This is a genomic window from Burkholderia sp. Ac-20345, from assembly GCF_017104825.1.
Classification (GTDB): Bacteria; Pseudomonadota; Gammaproteobacteria; order Burkholderiales; family Burkholderiaceae; genus Burkholderia; species Burkholderia lata_B.
This window is the reverse complement of the sequence record NZ_JAAGPO010000042.1, coordinates 1-21,637: the sequence shown is the minus strand read 5'-3', so window position 1 is coordinate 21,637 and position 21,637 is coordinate 1. Positions and strand designations below refer to the sequence as shown.

15 protein-coding genes are annotated in these 21,637 nt (G+C 65.2%); 4 read left to right on the top strand and 11 right to left on the bottom strand.

The annotated features are described in order from the left end of the window. Positions 1-590: 590 nt before the first annotated feature. The gene (locus G3O06_RS17120) at positions 591-5,729 is read left to right on the top strand and encodes an ATP-binding sensor histidine kinase (RefSeq protein ID WP_205816870.1); all 5,139 of its coding nucleotides are present in this window, start codon (positions 591-593) and stop codon (positions 5,727-5,729) included. 28 nt (positions 5,730-5,757) lie between these two features. Here the strand turns inward: G3O06_RS17120 and G3O06_RS17115 are convergent, their stop codons facing one another. The 10 genes from G3O06_RS17115 to G3O06_RS17070 all read right to left on the bottom strand — a co-directional run bounded on the left by G3O06_RS17115 (position 5,758) and on the right by G3O06_RS17070 (position 17,417). After that, positions 5,758-6,423 (bottom strand): response regulator, encoded by a 666-nt coding sequence (locus tag G3O06_RS17115; RefSeq protein WP_174998418.1) that lies wholly within the window; start codon positions 6,421-6,423, stop codon positions 5,758-5,760. Positions 6,424-6,520: 97 nt separating this feature from the next. Then, complete coding sequence (locus tag G3O06_RS17110) at positions 6,521-6,898, bottom strand: response regulator (RefSeq protein ID WP_174969610.1); 378 nt, start codon at positions 6,896-6,898, stop codon at positions 6,521-6,523. A gap of 135 nt (positions 6,899-7,033) precedes the next feature. Continuing rightward, positions 7,034-8,407: a winged helix-turn-helix domain-containing protein gene (locus G3O06_RS17105; protein ID WP_205816869.1), complete on the bottom strand. Its 1,374-nt coding sequence runs from the start codon at positions 8,405-8,407 to the stop codon at positions 7,034-7,036. Positions 8,408-8,804: 397 nt separating this feature from the next. After that, entirely contained in the window at positions 8,805-9,710 is a 906-nt protein-coding gene (locus tag G3O06_RS17100) for a LysR family transcriptional regulator (RefSeq protein ID WP_205816868.1), read from the bottom strand. 53 nt (positions 9,711-9,763) lie between these two features. Further along, complete coding sequence (locus tag G3O06_RS17095; protein ID WP_205816867.1) at positions 9,764-12,028, bottom strand: molybdopterin cofactor-binding domain-containing protein; 2,265 nt, start codon at positions 12,026-12,028, stop codon at positions 9,764-9,766. Then, positions 12,025-12,537 carry a (2Fe-2S)-binding protein gene (locus tag G3O06_RS17090; protein ID WP_205816866.1) on the bottom strand — a complete coding sequence of 171 codons (513 nt, stop codon included), beginning with the start codon at positions 12,535-12,537 and terminating at the stop codon, positions 12,025-12,027. Before G3O06_RS17090 ends, G3O06_RS17095 begins: the two co-directional genes overlap by 4 nt. Next, positions 12,534-13,814 carry a c-type cytochrome gene (locus G3O06_RS17085; RefSeq protein ID WP_205816865.1) on the bottom strand — a complete coding sequence of 427 codons (1,281 nt, stop codon included), beginning with the start codon at positions 13,812-13,814 and terminating at the stop codon, positions 12,534-12,536. The genes G3O06_RS17090 and G3O06_RS17085 overlap by 4 nt, the downstream gene beginning before the upstream one ends. Positions 13,815-13,851: 37 nt before the next feature. Then, complete coding sequence (locus G3O06_RS17080) at positions 13,852-14,964, bottom strand: alkene reductase (protein ID WP_205816864.1); 1,113 nt, start codon at positions 14,962-14,964, stop codon at positions 13,852-13,854. A gap of 145 nt (positions 14,965-15,109) precedes the next feature. Further along, positions 15,110-16,327, bottom strand: coding sequence for an MFS transporter (locus G3O06_RS17075; protein ID WP_174969617.1), 1,218 nt, complete (start codon positions 16,325-16,327; stop codon positions 15,110-15,112). 268 nt (positions 16,328-16,595) lie between these two features. Further along, on the bottom strand, positions 16,596-17,417 hold the full coding sequence (locus G3O06_RS17070) for an alpha/beta hydrolase (protein ID WP_205816904.1): 822 nt from the start codon (positions 17,415-17,417) through the stop codon (positions 16,596-16,598). A gap of 558 nt (positions 17,418-17,975) precedes the next feature. Here G3O06_RS17070 and G3O06_RS17065 point away from each other — a divergent pair. Together G3O06_RS17065 and G3O06_RS17060 are read left to right on the top strand one after the other, a co-directional pair. Next, entirely contained in the window at positions 17,976-18,398 is a 423-nt protein-coding gene (locus tag G3O06_RS17065; RefSeq protein WP_174998420.1) for a DUF3331 domain-containing protein, read from the top strand. A 56-nt stretch (positions 18,399-18,454) separates the two neighbouring features. After that, entirely contained in the window at positions 18,455-19,276 is an 822-nt protein-coding gene (locus G3O06_RS17060; RefSeq protein WP_205816903.1) for an alpha/beta hydrolase, read from the top strand. Positions 19,277-19,302: 26 nt separating this feature from the next. On the opposite strand, the gene G3O06_RS17055 is transcribed toward G3O06_RS17060, so the two are convergent. After that, a complete protein-coding gene (locus G3O06_RS17055; protein WP_205816863.1) occupies positions 19,303-20,220 on the bottom strand; it encodes a LysR family transcriptional regulator in 918 nt (305 codons plus the stop codon). 508 nt (positions 20,221-20,728) lie between these two features. On the opposite strand from G3O06_RS17055, the gene G3O06_RS17050 reads away from it, so the two are divergent. After that, on the top strand, positions 20,729-21,565 hold the full coding sequence (locus G3O06_RS17050; RefSeq protein ID WP_174969620.1) for an alpha/beta hydrolase: 837 nt from the start codon (positions 20,729-20,731) through the stop codon (positions 21,563-21,565). The last annotated feature ends 72 nt before the right edge of the window (positions 21,566-21,637 follow it).

Genomic DNA, 21,637 nt, shown 5'->3' with positions numbered 1-21,637 from the left:
GCGAGTCTACACTGTTGCGATGCACAAAAAAACTGCGGGATGCTGAAAGCAGCGGCGCATTCGCCTGGTGCATGCAACGCGCTTGCGAACGTGGCGGGCCGCTGCCGGGTAACTCTCGTTCAATTCGCGTAACAAACGTACAAGAACACCCTCTTTTTTTGAGATAAAGTCGGCAGCGAGTGATTCGTTGCGTCGCAGCGCGAGCGGGCTTTGAAAGCATTTTCGAACGTTCTGCCCGGGAGCGGCGCGATTCGAAACGGGAAATGGATTGTCCACGAGCTCGCGTTCGCCGAGCCGTGCAACAGTGGACGTTCGGATCGTTACGCGGACACGCAACGGCGGTCGAGCCGGTGCCGGCAGGTAGCGGTCCGGCATCGATCCGCTTGAACCCCGAAACAAAACCACACGGTTTGGCCGGCAGGCGCTCGCGATGACGCCACGATCGTCACAAAAAATGTGACCGTGCGGGATACATATGACCAATGGGGCGTGTCGATCGAAGTGCCGTGACGTTGGCGGCGCTGGGTGGGAGGGGCGTGTCGGGGTACCGATTCGTCGTATGTGACTTGTGTTGAATGGTGAAACGAAGCATGGAGAACCACGTCGCTGAAGAGATCGTCTGGGACGAGAGACGGTACGCGCAAGCTACGCAGAACTTCATTCGGGCGTCGGACACGTTTGTTGAATGTCAGGTCGTCGATCTCGTGTCGGACACGACCTGGCTCGCGTTGCAGACGGAATGGTCGAACGAGCTGGCCTGCAGCCAGATGGAGCGCGAATTCAATCTCCGGGCCAGGCTGTCGCCGGACTGGGCTGTCGTTCCGCATGTGCTGGTTCGGACCGCGGACGGGCCGGCGTTGCTTTACGAGGCGACCGAAGGCATACCCCTGTCGTCGCTGGCGGGAAAACTGTCCATCGCCCAGTTTTTCGCCATCGCGACCGGAATGGCACGGTGCGTCGCGAAGATGCACGGGCAGCATCTCGTGCACGGCGACATTCGGCCCGCCAATTTCTTGCGCGAGTCGAACGGCGTCGTGCGTATTCGCTCCTTCATGCACGCCGGCGACCTGACCGGCGAGCTACGTTCGAAACGACAGCCGAGCGAGGCCGCAGCGCCGTACGCCGCACCTGAGCGGACCGTGTGGGAGGATGCGTTCGACGACGAGCGAAGCGATCTGTATTCGGTCGGTGTCGCGCTCTTCGAGCTATTGACGGGCGCGTACCCGTTCAGGGCCTCATCGCTGGCCGAGTGGTTGCATGCCCATGTCGCGGTCGAACCCGCTAAACCGGGCAAGCACCGGGCTGACGTGCCGCCGATACTCGCCGAGGTCATCCTCAAGCTGCTGTCGAAGGATCCGAATACCCGCTACCAGACCGCCGAGTCCCTTCATCACGATCTCGCGTACATCCATGCAGTGTGGACGGCGTCGGGCGCGGTCGCGCCGTTCGAACTCGCGCGCGCCGACCGCTTCATGCAGGATGCCGGGCCCGGTGCATTCGTCGGGCGCGAAGGCGAACTGCGCCAGCTCGTCGATGCCTATGACGACGTTGCGCTCACGGGGCGCGCGTCGATGGTCCTGATCGAGGGTGGGGCGGGGCTCGGCAAGACGATGCTCGTCGACCGGCTCAGGTCGCGGTTGAATCCGTCGTCGCAGTTCTGTGGCATCGGGAAGGTCGATCAATATCAATCATCGCAACCTTATGCACCGGTCGTCAGTGCGTTGCGCTCGCTATTGCCCCATGTCGCGCCGGGGGAAGACGACACGCAGGTGGAACTGGCACGGGAAATCCGCGAGCGTCTGCGCGAACATGCCGGCTCGCTGGCTCAGTTGGCTCCCGAGATCGGGCAGGCAATGGGCATGCAGGAGCTCGACGTGGCCTGGACCGACACGATGCCCGTGTCTCGCGTTCACCAGATACTGGCAAGTGCGTTTTCCGCATTCGCGTCGCCGGGTTCGCCGCTGCTGCTTGCGATCGACGATGTTCAATGGGCCGATGACGCCACGCTCGACTTCATCGACGCGCTGGTTGCCGATGCGCCGGCGAACCTGTGCGTCGTCCTCACCTGTCGGCCGGCCGAGTGCGATCGGACGGCCCGTTTCCGGGCATTCATCGAACGCTTGCGCGGGACCTGCGCGACCGCGATCGATCTCGCGCCGATGCAAGCGTCCGATGTCGTTCGAATGATCGGGTCGTTTCTGGCCGAGCCGCTCGATCGCGTGCACGCGATCGGTGAACTGATCCATGCGAAGGCGGAAGGCAATCCGTTCCATGTGCGCCAACTGCTGCGTGCCCTCTTCGATGCACGGCTGGTTCGGTTCGACGGCGAACGCCATGCGTGGACGTGGGACCGGGAGGCAATCGAACGACACCACGATGCGGACAATGTCGTCGAGTTGCTCGAGCAGCGGCTGGGGGGATTGCCGCCGGCCGAGCGGGATACGCTCAGCTGGCTCGCCTGTATCGGGGCGGAGTGTGATTCCACGCGCATTGCGCGCATATTGGGCACGGCGCGTGGCGATGTCCTGTTCCGGCTGGAACACGCGCGGCGGACGGGTTTTGTCTGGCGTCGGGGCGAGCAATGGGGATTCGCCCATGACAGGATTCGCGAGGCGGCCTATGCGTTGCTCGATCGGGCTACGCGTGCGGCGCGGCACGAGTGGATCGCCACCGAGATGATTTCGCTGTCGTCTGCCCGCAACCCGGGCACCGTGCTCGATATCGCCAATCAGATCGAGCTGGCGATTCGCAATCCGGTCGAGCGTGCGAGGGCGGTTTCGTTTGCCGGCATGCTGATCCTCGCAGCGGAGCGCACCGCGGCGACTGCGCGCGACCGGACACTTGCGTTTCTCGCATCGGCCGAGACGTTGCTCGGCAAGGCCGCCTGGAGCGATACGTACGAGCTCGCACGGGCGCTGACCGTGCTGCGTTGTCGTACCTTGCTTGCCACCGGTCACCTGGAGCAGGCGGCACGGGAAATCGATGCGCTGTTGCCCCGCATGCGCTCGGCGATCGATGCGGCGGAGGTTTATCGGCTCAAGGCCGCACTGCTGACGGTCAACTCGGACTATGCGGGGGCCGTCGACGTTGCACTCGAAGGCTTGAGGCTGCTCGACATTGATTTCCCGGCCGAGCCTTCGACCGGTGATCTGGCTGACGCGTACCACGACATCGAAGCCGAACTCGCGGGGCGTCCGATCGCGGAGCTCGTTGCGCTCGAGAAGATGGATGACGCGCGCATCGAGGCGGCCATGGGCTTGCTGACCGCCCTTGAAGCCGCGATGTTTTATCCGAGTGCGGGGCTGACGTTGCTGCAGTTGGCGACCATGGTACGGCTGACGTTGCAATACGGCGTCACGGGGGCGTCGGTGCAGGGGCTGGCGTGGTACGGCGTCTACATTGCCGATGTCTACGACGCCTACGAGGAAGGGCTGGCATTCGCGAAAGCCGCGCTCGCACTCGTCGACAAGCACGGCTTCGAGCGTTATCGCACGGCGACGCTGGTCGCACTTGACCAGGTCAGCGTGTGGACCCGGCCGCTTGCGTCGGCGCTCGATTATGCACGGCAGGCAAAGGCGGCCGGAAACGAAAGCGCGGAATTGCGCTGGCTGTGCTACAGCTGCAATCACATCGTGTCGGACCTGATCGCGATGGGCGAGACGTTGCCGCGAATCCGCGACGAGATCGAGTCTTTGCTGACGATTGCGCGCGACGCCGGCTACCATGACATCGTCGACCTGGTATCGACTCAGGCCGAGTATGTCGAGTCGCTTCAGGCGGGCAGCGGCCGAACGATCGGAACGTGGCAATCCCGGGGCCGGGAGGTCGGGCACGCGGAGCGCTGCGACAAGCCGCCGATGGCGGTGTTGTCGTTCTGGACGCTCGTGCTGCGCGGACAATCCGCGTTCTTGCTTGGCGATCTCGATACGGCCGAGTCTGCATTCGAAGCCGCGTTGCCGCTCACGTGGTCCGCGCCAGCGCATATCGTGCTCGCCGATTTCCACCTGTTCGCGACGCTGACCGCGATCTACGGGAACCGGGGGCGGCTGGCATCGGAGCAACTACTCGCGACAGTCACCCGCCACCGTGAACAGATGGCGACCTGGTCGGCCCTGAATCCCGGAACATTCCAGAACAAGCTGTTGTTGATCGACGCGGAATTCGAGCGCGTGCGTGGCAATGATCTTCGTGCGATGCAGCTGTACGAGGCGTCGGCCAACATGGCGGCGGCCCAAGGCTTCGTGCACGAGCAAGCGCTGGCGCACGAGCTGGCGAGCCGCCACGCTGCCGAATCGTTGCTTTCCGGCGTCGCGCGTCACCATTTGCGCATCGCCCACGCTTGCTATCGACGCTGGGGCGCGCTCGGCAAGGCGGCCCGGATCGAGACGCAGCATTCGTTCGTCGCGACCGACGCGTTGCCGGCGGCGACGCCGCTGGAGATTCGAGGCAGCAAGGATCTCGATTTCATGGTCGCGATGCGTACCGCGCAGTCGCTGTCCGAAGAGCTCGACCTGGAACGTCTCGTCCAGTCGCTCATGATCAACATGGTCGTACACGCCGGCGCGCAGTACGGCGTGTTGATCCTCGTGCGCAACGGCGAGCCGCGGATCGAGGCATCGGCCCGTGTCGATGGCGACGACGTGGTCGTCGATTTCACCCGGACGACGCCTGTCGACAAGGACATGCCGACCTCCATGCTGAAGCGGGTCATGCGAACGCGCAAGCCGCTCGTGTTCGACGATGCGTCGACGCAGGGGATGCCCGAGCATGCGTCGAGCCTCGCCATCCGCCCGACCCGGTCCGCCTTCTGTTTGCCGTTGCTCAAGCAAGGGGAACTGATCGGCGTGCTCTATCTCGAGAACGCATTGGTACACGGCGTATTCACGCCCAAACGCACCGCCATGCTCGAGGTGCTGGCGCCGCAGGCTGCGAATTCGCTTGAAACGGCGCGGCTCTATACCGAGCTGATCGAGGAAAATGCGCGTCGCCAGGAAATGGAAGAGGCGTTGCGGCGCGCGCGGACGGAGTTGGCTCATGCGGCCCACGTCACCGTGATGGGGGAACTCGCCGCGTCGATCGCCCACGAGATCAACCAGCCGCTCACCAGCATCGTGTCGAGCGCCGGCGCGAGCCTGCGCTGGCTGGGCGGCGCGCAGCCGAACATTGCCGAGGCGCTGTCCAATCTCGAGGATATCCGTGCGTCGGGCGTTCGTGCGGCGGACATCGTGCGAGCGTTGCGGTCGCTGGCGAAGCAGGCGCCGGTCACGCTCGCGCCGGTCGTGATCGACGACCTCGTCGGCGAAATGCTGAAGCTGACGGCAATGGAGATCGATGCGAAGCGGGTCGGGCTGCGTGTCCGGCTGGACAGCCGTGGCGTTGAGGTCCTGGCCGACCGGATTCAGATCCAGCAGGTCGTTCTGAACCTGATTACCAATGCGCTGGATGCGATGGACGGTGTCGAGGGCCCGCGCCTGCTCGACGTGGCGTCGACGATCGACGCGGGCCATGTCGTCGTCAGCATGCTCGATAGCGGCCCGGGGATCGACGAATCGCTGACGGAGCGCATATTCGATCCGTTCTTTACGACCAAGTCGCATGGCATGGGCATGGGGCTCGCCATCTGCAAATCGATCATGGAGGCGCACGGTGGAATGCTGACCGCGGCGGCGGGGCCGTCCGTCGGCTCGGCGTTCGTGTTCCGGCTGCCGCTTGCCGAAGCCGCCCGCTGAACGGGCTGCCGCGGGCGGCAGCCCGTCTTCAATTCCGGAGGTCGTGCGGCTCGATGCCGAGCGCTTGTGCCATGCGAACGAGATCGGGCAGCGTGCGCGCGCCCATCTTGCGCATGGCTTGACCGCGATGGACCTTCACGGTGATCTCGTGCAGGTTCAGGTGCCCCGCGATCTGCTTGTTCATCAGGCCGGTGATGACGAATCCCATGACTTCGCGCTCGCGAGGCGTCAGCGAAGCATAGGCGGCCCGCAGGCCGGTGAGCGAGCGGGCCGCGTCGAGCCGCTCGGCATCGAGTGCGAGGGCGCGCGTGACGGCGTCGACAATATCCTGCTCACGAAACGGCTTGGTCAGGAAGTCGACGGCGCCGCCTTTCATCGCCTTGACCGACATCGGAACATCGCCGAAGCCCGTCATGAACAGGATCGGAATGTTCAGCCCGTTGCGCATCGCATCTTCCTGAAAGGCGAGACCGCTTTCTCCGCGCAGGCGCACGTCAAGCAGCAGGCAACTCGGCGCGTCCGGCCGAGCGAATGCGAGAAAGTCGCGCGACGACGCAAACGTTTCGACGTGCAGGCCGACCGAGCGCAGCAGGGAGTCGAGCGAGCGGCGCAGGGTTTCGTCGTCGTCGACGATATAGACGACAGGCGGATGGTTCGGCACGTCCGGCGATATCGTGCTTGTTTCGCTTGGCATGCTGAATTCCTTCGAGGCGATCGAACCGGCGCGCATCATGTTGCCACGGCTCCCGACATTCTATGCAGTTGCACTATCACGGCGATTCAAGGCGGAATCAGTCAGGGCCGGCGCTGCCGGAAGAGGTCGCCTGATCGACCAGGTTCAACAGGTCGTCATCGGAGAAGGGCTTGCGCAGGAAGTCCAGCGCACCTTGATCCAATGCACGCCTGACGACATCCTCGTCGCGTTGAGCGGACATGATGATGACGGGTATCCGCGCCCCTTTTTCATTGAGTGCACGCTGGACTTCCAGGCCGTTCATTCCTTTCATCTTGAAGTCGAGAAGGAGGCAGGCGGCGCGAAGTCGTTGGTCGGAGAGCAGAAAATCCTCGCCCGACGCAAACGACAGAGCCGTGTGTCCGGCCGCTTTGAGAAGGCTTTCAAGGCTTTTCCGTACCGACGCGTCATCATCGATAATGCAAACGAAGGCCATGAGCGCGAACTTTACGAGGCAAGCTGTAATGATAAGGACAGTTTCGCTTCACCGCGATTACTCGTTCGTATAATTGCGCCGAACGGCGAATCCGGGCTAACCCCGAATCGGACGGGTTCGCGGCTCACGGTGCCGTCAGTAGGCGACGTGCGGCACCAATGCGGCAGCAGACGCATAGGGTGCCGGTTCGCCATAGAGGCGAAGATGCTCGAGTTCACCGAATTCGCCGGCTTCCATCCGCTTTTTCAGCGCATATGCCCGCGTTGGCCTGGGCAGCCGATAGCGTTGCGTCTTGGCGCCGGGGCTGGTCAGGATCAGCGACTTCTCCACCAGCCCGACGATGCCGCTCAACATCCGCGCCGAGCTGAAGTGCTCGCAACCGGCAACCGCGCGGGCGGTTGCAAGCTCGAACGCGCCGTCGATGACCGACAGGCGCCCGAGTAGCGTTCGCTCGTCATCGTCCAGCAACCGATAACTCCAGTCAAGTGCCGCCCACATCGTCTTGTGTCGCGGCGGTGCGGCGCGCAACAGGTTGGGCAGCTCGAGCAGTCGTGCATCGAGCTCGGCGCTCAACGTCGGAATGCCGAGCGAAGCGACACATGAAGCCGCCAGTTCCAGCGCGAGCGGAATGCCGTCGAGCGCGCGGCACATCGATGCGACGCGCTGCAGCGTGCACGGATCGAGCGAAATGTCCGAGCCCGTCGCCGTCGCGCGCTTCAGGAACATCCGGACGGAACTGCAGGCCAGTGCGTCCGCGCCGGTCGCATCCTCTGCCGGCGAATCCAGCGGAGGAATCCGGTACACCCGTTCGTGCGCTATCCGCAGCGGCTCGCGGCTCGTTGCAACGATGCGGGTGCCGGGGCAATGCGCATGAAGGGCGGCGCAGAGCTGCGCGGCTTCGTCGGCCACGTGCTCGCAGCCGTCGAAGTACAACAAGGTCGGTCGCGCGTCGAGCGCCGCGACCACGCGGTCGAGTTCCGCCGAAGGCAGCTTCAACGCACGCGCGGTGGCATGCAACACGGATTCGTACGGCGGCCCGTCGGCCAGGTCGACGAAGCAGACGGCCATGCCGGTGCCGGCCGAGAACTGCCATACGCATTCGTGGGCGACGGTGGTCTTGCCGATCCCGCCGGGGCCGCACAGCGTCACGATGGCCTCGGACGCGATGGCATCGAGCACGCCGGCGATTACGGCGTCACGGCCGAAGAGGGCGGACGGTACGGCCGCGATGCGACCCGGCATGTCGACCTGCCCCCCGCCGGACGGTGCTTCTACCGGCCGCGCGAGCCGGTAGCCGCGCCCGGCGCATGTCTTGATGGTGCCGTGTTTGCCACCGAAAATCTTGCGCAGCGCCGAGATATGAACCTGGATGTTGTTGTCGACGACGAATGTATTCGGCCAGACCTTGTCCATGATCTCGTCCTTCGTGACGAGTCGGCCGTCCGCCTTGATCAGCAGCTCGAGGATGTCGAACGCACGCATGCTGATATGGCGTGATTCGCCGTCCACGAAAATTTCGCGGCTTTCGAGGGATACCGCTACCCGGTCGAATGTGTGCATGTTTTTGCTCATTCAATGAAATGGCGCGGGCGTGCCGCCCGTTGAGCACTCGCCCGGACGCGTGGCACGCGGCCCGGTGAATTGCCGCCATCGTATTTCGGGCGTCGATATGGCGCCATTATCCATGTGTCTAGGTCGGCTACACCGATCGCACCTGGATCTACACCTGTCTCGCCCGTTACCCGTTGGTCGATGGACCGCTCGTCGTGGGCCGTCGGTTCGGTGCCGAAAGACGCGTGCCAGTACCCGGTGGATGTCGGGATGGTGAAACCTGTCGGCATCGATGCGGATCTTCGGCTGACAGGCGCCGATCGCATCGCGGTTCGTCGACGTACCCGGCGTGCGGTCAGGGTGTCGTGCCGATCAGCGTCGAGACGAAATCGACGAAGGCCGATACGCGCTTCGAGCCACGCTGGCTCGGCAGATAGAGCGCGGTGACGACCGAGCGCGTCGCGTCGGGCGTGACCTCGTACTGGCCGAACAGCTGCTTCAGCCGACCGGACCGGATGTCCGTATCGACGAGCCAGTCGGGCAGCAGCGCGATGCCGGCGCCGTCGAGCGCGGCACTGTGCAGCACCTCGATGTGGTTGGACTTGAGGCGCCCCGTCACGATCGTCTTCGTCACCGTGCGCTCGCCGGAAAACGTCCATACCTGCTGGTCGACGCCGAAGTCGAAGCGCAGGCAGGCGTGATCCGTCAGGTCCTGCGGCGCGGACGGCGTGCCATGCGCATGCAGGTAGCCGGGGCTCGCGACGACGTAGCGGCGAAATTCGCCGAGCGGCCGCGCAATGACGTCGGCGGTGGGCGCGGCATCGCCGAGCCGGATCGCGACATCGATCCGGTCGAGGACGAGATCGGCGCGTTCGTCGGTGAGCTGCATGTCCACGCCGACCTTCGGATAGCGCGCGAGAAACGTCGCGATGTGCGGTGCGAGGCAGCGCGTGCCATAGGAGACGGGGACCGACACGCGCAGCGGCCCGGACGGTTCGTCACCGCGATCGGAGACGAGCGAATCCGCGTCCGCGAGGTCGTCGAGCAACCGTTTCGCGCGTGCGTAGTAGACGGAGCCCGCATCGGTCAGCGTGACCTGCCGCGTGGTCCGGTTCAGCAATGCGGCGCCGAGCGACGCCTCGAGGGCATCGACCGCTCGCACCACGGACGACGCCGCGAGATCGAGACGCCGGCCGGCACGTGAGAAACCGCCGGCCTCCGCCACTTCGACGAATGCGCGAAGCGAAGAGAATTTATCCATGTCGACCTTGTTTGAGTCGCCGGCCGGCGCGGCGTGCATGCCGGCCGGTCGAATCAGGCATCGATCTGCCGACGCAACGCATCGCCCGCGAGCGGCATGTCGCGCACACGCTTGCCGGTCGCGTCGAACAACGCATTGGCGAGCGCGCCGGCCGTCGGTCCCATCGACGCTTCGGCCGCACCGAGGAAGGGCGCACCGGGGCGGTCGACCAGATGTACGCGGATTGAGTCCGGCACCGACGAAAAGCGCAGGATCGGGTAGCTGCTCCAGTCGAAGCTGCGAATCCGCGCGGTATCGTAGCGCAGCGCCTCGTAGAGCGTCCAGCTCGCCGACTGCACGATGCCGCCTTCGATCTGGTTGCGGATGCCGTCCGGGTTCACGATCTGCCCGGCATCGACCGCGGCCACCGCGCGTTCGAGCGTGACATGGCCGGTTTCAGGCACGACCGACACCTCGACCGCCAGCGCGACATAGGCCATCAGGTTCTTGTACTTGCCGAACGCGAAGCCGACGCCGCGGTTGCGCGCACGCGGCGGCCGCGGCCAGCCGAACTGCCTGGCCGCGAGCTGGATCACGTCCCGCGCGCGCGGATCGTCCAGGTGCCGCAGGCGGAACTCGACCGGATCGATGCCGGCCGCCTGCGCGAGTTCGTCCATCATGCTCTCGATCGCGAGCACGTTGGTGTGCGCGCCGAGCGAGCGCATCGCGGACGTCTGCAGCGGCATCGTCGGCGAGAAATGGTTGATCACGTGCAGGTTCGGCAACGCGTAGAGCGGGATCGCGTTGCGATCGCCGCCGCCCTCCGGCTGCAGCATCGGCACCGAAGGTGCGGGTACGAACGGCTTGTCGAGCATGCGCGCGGGCAGCAGGCGCCCCGCGTTGACGATGCGCTCGTTGTGCGAGCTGCTCCAGAGTTCATACTGCCAGTCGACGATGCGGCCGTTCGCATCGAGCGACGCGCGCGCACTCGTCACCATCGCTGGCGTGAAGTGGTCCCATGTGTGTTCCTGCTCGCGCATCCAGTGCACGCGAATCGGCTGGCCGGGCATCGCCGTCGCGACAAGCGCCGCATGCGCGGCGACGTCGTCGGCGCCGTTGTGGCCGTAGCAGCCCGAGCCTTCGGCGTGCACGCAGCGCACCTTGTCCTTCGGCATCGACAGCATCTCCGCGAGCGCGTCGCGCAGCGGATACACGCCCTGCGAATGCGTCCAGACCGTCAGTTCGCCGCCCTTGAGCCACGCCACCGAACAGGACGGGCCGATCGAGCCGTGCAGCAGGTAACGCTTGACGAAGTCGGCGCGCACGGTTTTGACCGCGGTGCCGGCGGGGGCGTGGCGATCGGCGATCGTGATCGATTGCGTCGACAGGTGCTTGAGGTCGCGATGCACGGTCTCCGGGTCGGGCAGCGCGCGGCCGGGCGTCCATTCGCACGACGCGGCCAGCGCACGTTGCGCGACGACCGCCTGCCATTCACCACGCGCGACGACGGCCAGCATGCTGCCGTTGCGCACGATCCGCTCGACGCCGGGCAGCGCCGCGACCGCATGCTCGTCGAAGCGCACGAGCTTCGCGTCGTACACCGGCGGCATCACGACGCGTGCATGCAGCATGCCCGGCAGCTTCATGTCCTGCACGTAGCTGGCGCCGCCCGTGACTTTCGACGGGATGTCGACGCGCGGCAGCGACGCGCCGATCGTGCGGAAGGTCTTTGGATCCTTCAGCGGCGAGGTGGCAGTGGCGGGGCGATGCAGGTCGACGAAGCGCACCGCATCGCCGTAGGTCATCGTGCGACCGTCGGGCGCACGAATCACGGCATCGCTTGTGACGAGCGCATCCGCGGCGAGCCCGAACCGCCGCGCGGCCGCATCGACCAGCAGGCCGCGCACCTGCGCGGCGGCATTCAGCAGCGCACTGCCGCTGTCCGCGATCGTATGGCTGCCGGCCGTCAGGCCTTCGTCCGGCGACGCGCCCGTATCGGCCGTCAGGAACGTGATCAGCGCCGGCCGCATGTTCAGCTCCTCTGCCGCGATCTGCAGCAGCGCGGTCCGCACGCCGGTGCCGAGTTCGACCTTGCCGGTGAACACGGTCACGTGGCCGTCGGGCGCGATCCGGATCCATGCGTCGAGCAGCGGGTTCGTCTTCAGGCTGCCCGCGAGCGCCTGGGTCGCCTTGCCGATGTGCACGGCCGCGCCTTCGTCGGCGATCACCATCTGGGCGAGCGCATCGGCCTCCGGCACGAGGCCGAATGCGACGAACAGCGCGCCCGACAGCATGAAACGCCGGCGGCTCTCGTCGATATCGTCGAATGGCTCGTTCATTGACTGACCGCTCCTTCAGCATGCGCAGCCGCCGTGGACGCGTCGGCGCCCGGTTCAGGGAGACCCGCCACCTCGCGGATCGCCGCGAGTATCCGCATATGGGTGCCGCAGCGGCACAGATTCGGCTCCATGTGCGTGCGCAATTGCTGCTCGGTCGGCTTCGGTGTGCGCTCGAGCAGCGCCTGCGCGCGCATGATCATCCCGGCGATGCAGTAGCCGCACTGCGCGGCCTGGTGCTTGATGAACGCGCGTTGCAACGGTCCCGGCCGCGCCGCGGTGCCGAGGCTTTCGATCGTCCGCACGTGGCGGCCGCCGATCGCACTGACCGGGAGCAGGCACGAAAAGACCGGCTCGTCGTCGATGATCACGGTACATGCGCCGCATTGACCGAGGCCGCAGCCGAACTTCGCGCCGTGCAGATCGAGGTCGTTGCGCAGCGCGTAGAGCAGCGGCGTGGACGGATCGAGGTCGAGCCGGTGCGCGACACCATTCACATTGAGGGTAATCATCGTGCGCTGTTCTCCTGTCTGAGCTTCGCGACCGTCGTTGCGACATCGGTCCACGGCGGCTGGGTCGAGTACGTTCCGCGCAAATACGCGGCGAGATCGGCGATCTGGCTGTCGTCGTAAAGGCTGCCGAACGCGGGCATGTAGTTCGTTTCGTCGACGCCGTGCCAGTCGATCCCGCCGAGCATCATCTGGATCGCATTGCGCGGTGTGGCCGCGTTCACGGCCGTGCTGGTGGCCAGCGACGGGCGTTCGCCGATCGACTGCATGGGCGAGGCCGGACCGTGGCATTGCGCACAGGACGCGTTGAAGAGGACCGCGCCACGCTGCCCGGCGGGCGTTTTGGGGATCACGCCGGCGTTGACGCGCAGGATGGCCGAACCGGGCTTCTGCAGCGACAGGATGTACGTCGCGATCGCATCGACGTCTTCCTTCGGCACCGTTGCGAGATCTCGCGTGACAGGCAGCATCGGGCCTGCGGCCGCGCCATGCTCCGATGCGCGGCCGGTGCGCAGGTACGTGACGAGCTGTTCCTTCGTCCATGGCCTGACTGCCGTCTGCAGCGCGTTGAGCGGCGGGGCTTCCCAGCCGTCGACGATGCCGCCGTCGAAGGCGCGACCGGCCGTTTCGCCGCCGATGGCATTCAACGGCGAATGGCACGATGCACAGTGCCCCAGCCCGTCGACCAACCGCTTGCCGCGATTCCACTCGGCGTGTTGCGACGGGTCGGCCGGCCGCTCGCCGGCGTGCAGGAACAGCACGTTCCAGAACGCGACCAGCGGCCGGAAATTCAACGGGAACATGAGACGGTTGTCGGGCGTCGTTGTGCGGACCGGCTCGCGGCTCATCAGGTACGCATAAGCGGCGTCGATGTCGCGATCGGTCATCCGCGTGAAATGGATGTACGGGAATGCCGGATACAGCTGATGGCCATCGCGGGCAATCCCGCGACGCAGCGCGCGGGCGAATGAGTCGCGCGACCACGTGCCGATGCCGGTTTCAGGGTCGGGCGTGATATTGGTCGCGTAGATCGTGCCGAACGGCGTCGCGAGCGGCAGGCCGCCGGCGAACGGCCGCCCGCCCTTGGCGGTGTGGCAGACGACGCAGTCGCCAAGCGCAACGATTCGCGCGCCTTCCCGCTTCAGTTGAGGATCGATCGTCGCCGGTTGCGGCGGCGCGATCGGCGCAATCGCCGGTTCGTACAGAATGCCGCCGGCGATCGCGGCGGCAATGACGATGACGGCGCCGGCAATGCCGAACCCTATCCGTTTGCTGTTCATTGCCTCTCCTTGCACGTCGGAATGCGGGTGAATGCGCTCATGCCGCGGGCCCTGGCTCATCGTGGCGCGCGTAGTCGAGATAGCCCGCACGATCGCCGCCGTACCAGCCGACCGGCTTTGCCGAAGCAAGCGGCGCGCCCGTCGCGACGCGTTCCACGAGATCCGGGTTGGCGATATACGCTCGCGCGAACGCCACGAGATCCGCGTCACCCGCGGCAATCAACGCGTTCGCGGCTTCAGGCGAAATCCCGCCGTTCAGCATCAGCGTGCCGCCGAATTGCCGGCGCAGGTTCGCAATGATGCGCGGCAGGTCGGGTTCGCCGCTCCAGCCATTCGTATCCGCCGCATGCAGATAGGCAACGCCGGCCTCGGTGAGCATGCGGGCGACATAGGCATAGGTCGCGTCCGGATCCGCATCGCGCACATTGTTGTATTTCGCGTAGGGCGACACGCGCACGCCGACACGGTTCAGCGGCATCACACCGCCAATTGCGTCGATGATTTCGGCGAGAAAGCGTGCGCGGTTCGCGACCGTACCGCCGTAGCGGTCGTCGCGGCGATTCAGTGTCGACGACAGGAACTGGTGCGGCAGATAGCCGTTGGCCGCGTGGATCTCGACGCCGTCAAAACCGGCCGACATCGCGTGGGCGGCGGCGCGCCGGAAATCGTCGACGGCCCAGGCCACGTCGACCGCCGTCATCGCACGCGAGGGCGTCGCGTGAATCTTCGTGTAGTACCCGTTCTGCAACTGCGCCCAGACTTGCAACTGCTCCAGATCGTCGTTCACGCCGGACGGCGACAACGGCGCCTGACCGTCGAGCAGCGTCATCGAGCCGACGCGTCCGCCATGCCAGAGCTGCGCGAAGATATGTCCGCCCTGCGCGTGAACGGCTTGTGTGACGGGCTTCCAGCCGGCAACCTGTTCGTCGGTCACGAGGCCCGGCGTGAGTTCGAACGATGCGGACATCCGGCTCACGTTGGTCGCTTCGCTGACGATCAGGCCGGCCGATGCGCGCTGCGCGTAGTACTGCGCCATCGCATCGGTCGGGATGCCGCGATGCGGTGCGCGCGAACGGGTCATCGGGCCCATCACGATGCGGTTGGCCAGAGCGAGACCGTGCAAGTCGTAGCCGCCGAGGAGGGAGGACATGGCAGATTTTCCTTACAGATATGGCAGGGCGCCGTCGCGGCTATCTCGAACGGCGGTACGGGATGGGTTACTGTAGATTCACGAGCCGACAGGAATCCTTAACGGCGCGTGAATTGGACTGAATGACGTGTGATCCGGATGCGGGTCACGCTGATGCGTGACGACGCGCATACGGGCGTCCGATCGCGAGGTAATGGGCGAGGGCAATGACCGGGAATGCAGCGGCGACGGCGGCGACGAGCGGCCAGCCACCGCGCTCGTACAGCGTGCTCGCAAGCGCCGAACCGGCGGCGCCGCCAACGAAGATGCTCGTCATGTAGAGCGCGTTCAAGCGGTTTCGGCTCGCCGCATGAAGTGCGTAGATTTCGCGCTGGCCCAGCACCATGTTCATCTGTACCGCGAAATCGAGCGCAATACCGGTGACGACGAGCCCGGCCAGTCCGGCACCATGAATCAGCGCGACCGCGTACGACAACGTGCCGACGACGAGGGCAATCAGCGTCGCCCGCACGGTGTGGCCGGCGTCCGCGAGACGGCCGGCGACCGGTGCCGACGTCGCGCCGATGGCGCCGACGAGCGCGAACAGGCCGATCGCGGATTGCGACAGACCGTAGTGACGCGTCAGTTCGACCGGCACGGCGGTCCAGAACAGGCTGAACGAAGCGAACATCAGCCCCTGGTAGAGGGCGCGATGGCGCAGCACGGGCATCGTGCGCACGAGTACCAGCAGCGAGCCGATCAGCTCGAAATAGGTTGCCCGGTGATCGGGTTGGCGCGCCGGAATCGTGATGGCGAGGACGGCCGTGACGAGCGTCATCAGCACGGCTGCCGCGGCGAACACGATTCGCCATCCGAACGTGTCGGCCACGACGCTGGAGATCGGCCGCGCAAGCAGGATGCCGAGCAGCAGCCCGCTCATGATCGTGCCGACGACGCGTCCACGCGCATGATCCGGCGCGAGGTGCGCGGCGAGCGGGATCAGGATCTGGACCGCCACCGAACTGAAGCCGATCAGCAGCGAGACGACGAGGAACAGTCCGGGTGTTCGCACGACGGCCGCCGCCGCCAGGCTCATGATCGCGACGAGTGCCGTCGTGATCATCAGCTTGCGGTTTTCGAGCAGGTCGCCGAGCGGCACGATGAAGAACAGGCCGAATGCATAGCCGATCTGCGTGAGCGACACGATGAGGCTCGCCGTGTCGCCTGACATGTGAAGGCCGGGCGCAATCAGCTCGGTGATCGGTTGCGCATAGTACAGGTTGGCGACGATCGCGCCGCAGCAGAGCGCGAAGAGTGCGGTGAGCCCCTGGGTGAGTTTGGCGGCAGGTCCTCGGGCCGCAAGCGAAGTCGAATCTGCCGACATGATGGATTCCTGGAATGTGGAGCGCCACGCGCGCCCCTGCCGGCGGATCGGTGATCGGTTGGCAGAGGCGCGCGGGGAGTTGTGACCCATGCGTTCCGCAGTGCGCATGGTGTGTCCTGCATGCCGACAAGCGTAGGGGCGGGGCGCTCCGATGGGAATCGGAGCGCCCCGCAAACGAGCATTGCGTGCGACGCAAAAGTGGAGCCTGACGGTCGTGCAGCCGCGCGAGCCGGCCGCCGCAGCGGCCGCGCCACGCGGCATCGCACGATTACGCCTGCAGGAACGCCAGCAGTTCGGCGTTGATGTGGTCTGCGTTGACGACACACATCCCGTGCGACGCGCCGGCGATGATCTTGAGCCGCGCATCCTTGACGATCCTGGCCGACAGCCTGGCCGAATCGTCGATCGGCACGATCTGGTCGTCGTCGCCATGCATGATCAGCGTCGGCACGTTGATCTTCTTGAGGTCCTCGGTGTAGTCGACCTCCGAGAACTCCTTGACGCACAGATACTGACCGTACACGCCCCCCATCATTCCCTGTGCCCAGAATGCGTCGATCGTGCCTTGCGAGACTTTTGCGTCCGGCCGGTTGAAGCCGAAGAACGGCACCGCGAGATCCTTGTAGAACTGGGAGCGGTTCTCGGCGACATTCTTGCGAATGCCGTCGAATACCTCCATCGGCAGGCCGCCGGGATTGCTGGCCGACTTCACCATCTGCGGAGGCACGGCGCCGATCAGGACTGCCTTGGCGACCCGCTTCGTGCCATGGCGGCCGATGTAGCGCGCCACTTCGCCGCCACCGGTGGAATGGCCGACGAGCGTCGCTTCGCGCAAATCGAGGGTGTCGATCAGCGCTGCGAGATCGTCGGCGTAGGTATTCATGTCGTTGCCCAGGGACGGCTGGCTCGACCGGCCGTGACCGCGGCGGTCGTGCGCGATCACGCGAAAGCCGTGCTGGACGAGGAACAGCATCTGCGCGTCCCACGCATCCGCGCACAGCGGCCAGCCATGGGAGAAGACAACCGGACGCCCGGTGCCCCAGTCCTTGTAGTAGATCAGGGTGCCGTCTTTCGTGGTGATCGTGTTCATTGCATTGACTCCGTGATGGGCCGAGGTGGCAGAGGAATGTTTCGTCGGGCTGGCGGCCGACGCGGCTGCGGGCAGGGCTGCCGACGCCAGGGCGGTGGCGCCGGCAAGCATCATGTCGCGTCGCCGCGGCGAGGGCGGGACATCAGGTTGCGGAATGCGCATCGAGGCTCCAGGTGCGTGCGGCGAGATGACGCCGCGTTGAACGAACGGGTAGGGTTGCCGGCGCGTGGCGATGACGCCGGGCCGGCGGTCATGCGGCGTCGAAATCGGACAGGGTCGGGATGCCGACAAACGCGGTAGGCAGCCTAAATCGTGCAGGCGCGGCAAGTACTGAAAGCCGTCTGAATTTTCGTGAAAGCGTCACGGTGGCGCCGAGCGAGCGCTTCGGCCAGAAAGTTTCAGGACCGGTAAAGGACACTTCAGCGGAGTCTCGGTATCGTGGGCCCCGAGTCGTCTCCATGCCCATTTCGTATCGCTTCACGCCAACAGGTGTCGCGCGTCATGCAGCGGTCAGATACGGGGACGCGTCACCCACGTCATTTGCGAGGATGCGTTGCGATGAATGAGATCAGTCTTTGGGAGCAGATGGTTACGCAGTTCGCCCCGTTGTTCGGCACCGGCAGCCATGTTCCGGTGTGCCGAAGCGTCGACGTCGCCGGCCGATGCCGGCGTGATGTCGCATCGATGCAGTCGATCGGCGGCGTGCGGGCGCGAAGCTCGATCGTCTCCGTCGAACGCCAGACCGCGTCGTCGGTTCTCGTGTCGTGGAGCGATCCGACGTGCTGTCGCTACGACGAGCAGCGCTGGATCAGCGCGAAATCCCGGATGCGGGCACGCTGCGCGTTGAGCGGGCAAGTCATTCGCCTGGGCGATTCCGTCTACAAGCCGCAGTGGCGCGGCGCAAAGCGACCGGCGAACGGCGCGGAAATGATTCTGACGAACGAGCTCGAACGGCTGATCGTCGAACTGGGCTGCCATTGAATCCCCACTCAGGTCGCGGGCCAATCCGCCGACCGCCAACCTGTCAGGAAATGATGATGAGTCTGTTCACGACCCGCGACGGCGTTTCGCTTTACTACAAGGACTGGGGTTCCGGCAAGCCGGTTGTCTTCATTCACGGCTGGCCATTGAATGCCGATATGTGGGATGTTCAGATGCACCACCTCGCATCGCAGGGGTGTCGATGCATCGCGTATGACCGGCGCGGTTTCGGTCGGTCCGGCCAGCCGTGGCAAGGTTACGACTACGATACGCTGGCGGACGACCTCGCGGCGTTGCTCGACCAGCTCGATCTGCGTGAAGTCACGCTCGTCGGCTTTTCGATGGGGAGCGGCGAGGTTGCGCGCTACATCGCACGACACGGTACCGGCCGCGTGGCGAAGGCCGTGCTGATCGGTTCCGTCACGCCTTTGATCGCGCAGCGGGACGATTATCGTGAGGGTGTCGCGGTCGAGGTGTTCGATGGGATTCGCGCGGCAATCCGCGCCGATCGCGCGGCCTTTCTCGAGAACTTCTGGCCGTTGTTCACCGGGTCCAACCGGGCCGGCTCGACAGTGTCACGCGCGGCGCTTGATGCAACCACGTTCATGGCGCTGCAGGCAGGCCTGAACGCCACGCTCGATTGTGTGCATGCGTTCTCGGAAACGGATTTCCGTGCGGATCTCGACAAGTTTGATGTGCCGACATTGATCATCCACGGCGATGACGACCAGACCGCACCGATCGAGTTGACGGCACGGGCGACGGCGAATCGAGTGCCTCACGCAACCCTGCTCGTGTACGAAGGGGCGCCGCACGCGTTGTACCTGACGAACGCCGCACGACTGAACGATGACCTGCTCGCTTTTGCGCGCGCATGACATCGATCAGGCACGGGCAGGCCGAGTCAGTTGCGTTGGCCCTGAAGCGTCGGAATGTCGGCAAACAAGCCGGTGAGCCAGTCGACGAACGTTCTGAGCTTGACGGGAGCATGCCGATTGGGCGGATACAGCACCGAGATCGGCCGTGGCGGCGTGTTGAAGTCGGCCAACACTTCGCACAGGTGCCCTGACTGCAGAAACGGTTCGACCAGGTACAGCGACGTCTTGATCAATCCGATTCCCGCGACGCCGCACGCGATGTAGGTGTCGGCATCGTTGACCGCGACCGTGCCGCACATCTGCACGATCCGCGTTTCGCCGCCGACGATGTAGTCCCAGGCTCGCGGCCGCCCCGTATCGGCCGAAACGTGACTGACGGCGACATGCTGCGCAAGATCGTCGACCGTCTCGGGGCGGCCGCATCGGTCGAGATAGGCGGGAGACGCGCAGGTGCACGTCGTGAGGGTGCCGATTCGCTTCGCGACCATCCCGGAATCGTCGAGCGCGCCGATGCGGACGACGCAGTCGACACCTTCGCCGACCAGGTCGATCTGGCGGTCCGTCACGCCCAGCTCGATCGTGATACCCGGATGCGCGGCGAGAAACGCGGGAAGCGCGGGAACCACGATCTGCTTCGCCATGGCCGGCGGCAGATTCACTTTCAGCCGGCCGCGCGGCACATTGCGCGCCTGGGACACCGACGCTTCCATGTCCTCGATCTCGCGGAGCACCATGACGCAGCGCTCGTAGTAGGCTTGCCCGTCCTCGGTCAACGAGATCCGGCGTGTCGTTCGATTCAGCAGGCGGCAGCCAAGATGTTGCTCGAGCGTGCTGAGCAGCGCGGATACGCGCGGTGTGGTCAACCCGGTCGTGTCGGATGCGCGCGTGAAGCTGCCCGTCTCGACGATGCGGGTAAAGATCCGCATCGAAAGCAGTGTGTCCATCGTTCAAAAATCTCCAGGTCGTCGTGGATCGATGCCGGTCCGTGTCTGCGCAGTCGCATTTTTCCTGGCTTCGTGCCGAGGCGATTTTCCGGATGTGTCGCCAGCAAACGGGATTTCACGCAGGTGCGGGTCGGTTGCGATCGCCGATCGACTCGATCGCGACGATCCCGCGCGGCGGAAGCCATGCGTGACGCCAGCCGGATCGTTCCTCCAAGGTTCATGCAAGCGTGAAGCGGTGCACGTGAGGTGGCGCGTCGGGCAGTCTGCGCCTGAATCGACGCAGGTTCCTGAAGCTGTACTGAAACGTTCTGAAGATTCGGTCCGGATTGAAGGGCTAGGTGGGACGCTGCCCTGTTCATCGTCGGCCTGGTCCAATAGGGATCTCGTCGCGGTGGAGCGGCATTGTTGGCGACCGCGGCGTGAGATGGCATCGTCGTTTCACAATAATGGCCGATAATGGCTTCCGGCCACTGCGCCGAGTTCATCCACCTTACAGGAGTCCATCGCGATGCCAACCGTCACAACGAAGGATCACGTCGAGATTTTCTACAAGGACTGGGGCCCGAAGGACGCGCAGCCCATCGTCTTCCATCATGGCTGGCCGTTGTCTGCGGACGACTGGGACGCGCAGATGCTCTTCTTCGTCCAGAAGGGCTATCGCGTGGTGGCGCACGATCGTCGTGGCCACGGCCGGTCGGCTCAGGTGTCGGACGGCCATGACATGGATCATTACGCGGCAGACGCATTCGCCGTCGTCGAAGCGCTCGACCTGCGCAATGCGGTGCACATCGGCCACTCGACCGGCGGCGGCGAAGTGGCGCGCTACGTCGCGAAGCACGGCGAGCCGGCCGGCCGCGTCGCGAAGGCGGTGCTGGTCAGCGCGGTGCCGCCGCTGATGGTGAAAACCGCATCGAACCCCGAAGGCTTGCCGCTCGAGGTGTTCGACGGCTTCCGCAAAGCGCTCGCCGACAATCGCGCGCAGTTCTTCCTCGACGTGCCGAGCGGCCCGTTCTACGGGTTCAACCGTGAAGGTGCAACCGTGCATCAGGGCGTGATCCGCAACTGGTGGCGGCAGGGGATGGAAGGCAGCGCCAAGGCGCATTACGAAGGCATCAAGGCTTTTTCGGAAACGGACCAGACCGAAGACCTGAAGTCGATCTCCGTCCCGACGCTCGTGCTGCATGGCGAGGACGACCAGATCGTGCCGATCGCGGATGCCGCGCTGAAGTCGATCAAGCTGCTGAAGAACGGTACGCTGAAGACGTACCCGGGCTACTCGCACGGGATGCTGACGATCAACGCGGACGTCCTCAACGCCGACCTGCTGGCTTTCGTGCAGGCGTAATGTTGTCGGCGCAGGCCCGCCACGGCGGGCCTGCGCTGTCGTTGCGGGCCGGCGGCGCGAGGTTGCGCCGGG

Coding starts and splice junctions, on each gene's coding strand:
- G3O06_RS17060 (WP_205816903.1), top strand. CDS start 18,455: ATGAGTCTGTTCACGACCCGCGACGGCGTTTCGCTTTACTACAAGGAC.
- G3O06_RS17090 (WP_205816866.1), bottom strand. CDS start 12,537: ATGATTACCCTCAATGTGAATGGTGTCGCGCACCGGCTCGACCTCGAT.
- G3O06_RS17110 (WP_174969610.1), bottom strand. CDS start 6,898: ATGGCCTTCGTTTGCATTATCGATGATGACGCGTCGGTACGGAAAAGC.
- G3O06_RS17095 (WP_205816867.1), bottom strand. CDS start 12,028: ATGAACGAGCCATTCGACGATATCGACGAGAGCCGCCGGCGTTTCATG.
- G3O06_RS17065 (WP_174998420.1), top strand. CDS start 17,976: ATGAATGAGATCAGTCTTTGGGAGCAGATGGTTACGCAGTTCGCCCCG.
- G3O06_RS17080 (WP_205816864.1), bottom strand. CDS start 14,964: ATGTCCTCCCTCCTCGGCGGCTACGACTTGCACGGTCTCGCTCTGGCC.
- G3O06_RS17115 (WP_174998418.1), bottom strand. CDS start 6,423: ATGCCAAGCGAAACAAGCACGATATCGCCGGACGTGCCGAACCATCCG.
- G3O06_RS17100 (WP_205816868.1), bottom strand. CDS start 9,710: ATGGATAAATTCTCTTCGCTTCGCGCATTCGTCGAAGTGGCGGAGGCC.
- G3O06_RS17050 (WP_174969620.1), top strand. CDS start 20,729: ATGCCAACCGTCACAACGAAGGATCACGTCGAGATTTTCTACAAGGAC.
- G3O06_RS17120 (WP_205816870.1), top strand. CDS start 591: ATGGAGAACCACGTCGCTGAAGAGATCGTCTGGGACGAGAGACGGTAC.
- G3O06_RS17085 (WP_205816865.1), bottom strand. CDS start 13,814: ATGAACAGCAAACGGATAGGGTTCGGCATTGCCGGCGCCGTCATCGTC.
- G3O06_RS17075 (WP_174969617.1), bottom strand. CDS start 16,327: ATGTCGGCAGATTCGACTTCGCTTGCGGCCCGAGGACCTGCCGCCAAA.
- G3O06_RS17055 (WP_205816863.1), bottom strand. CDS start 20,220: ATGGACACACTGCTTTCGATGCGGATCTTTACCCGCATCGTCGAGACG.
- G3O06_RS17070 (WP_205816904.1), bottom strand. CDS start 17,417: ATGAACACGATCACCACGAAAGACGGCACCCTGATCTACTACAAGGAC.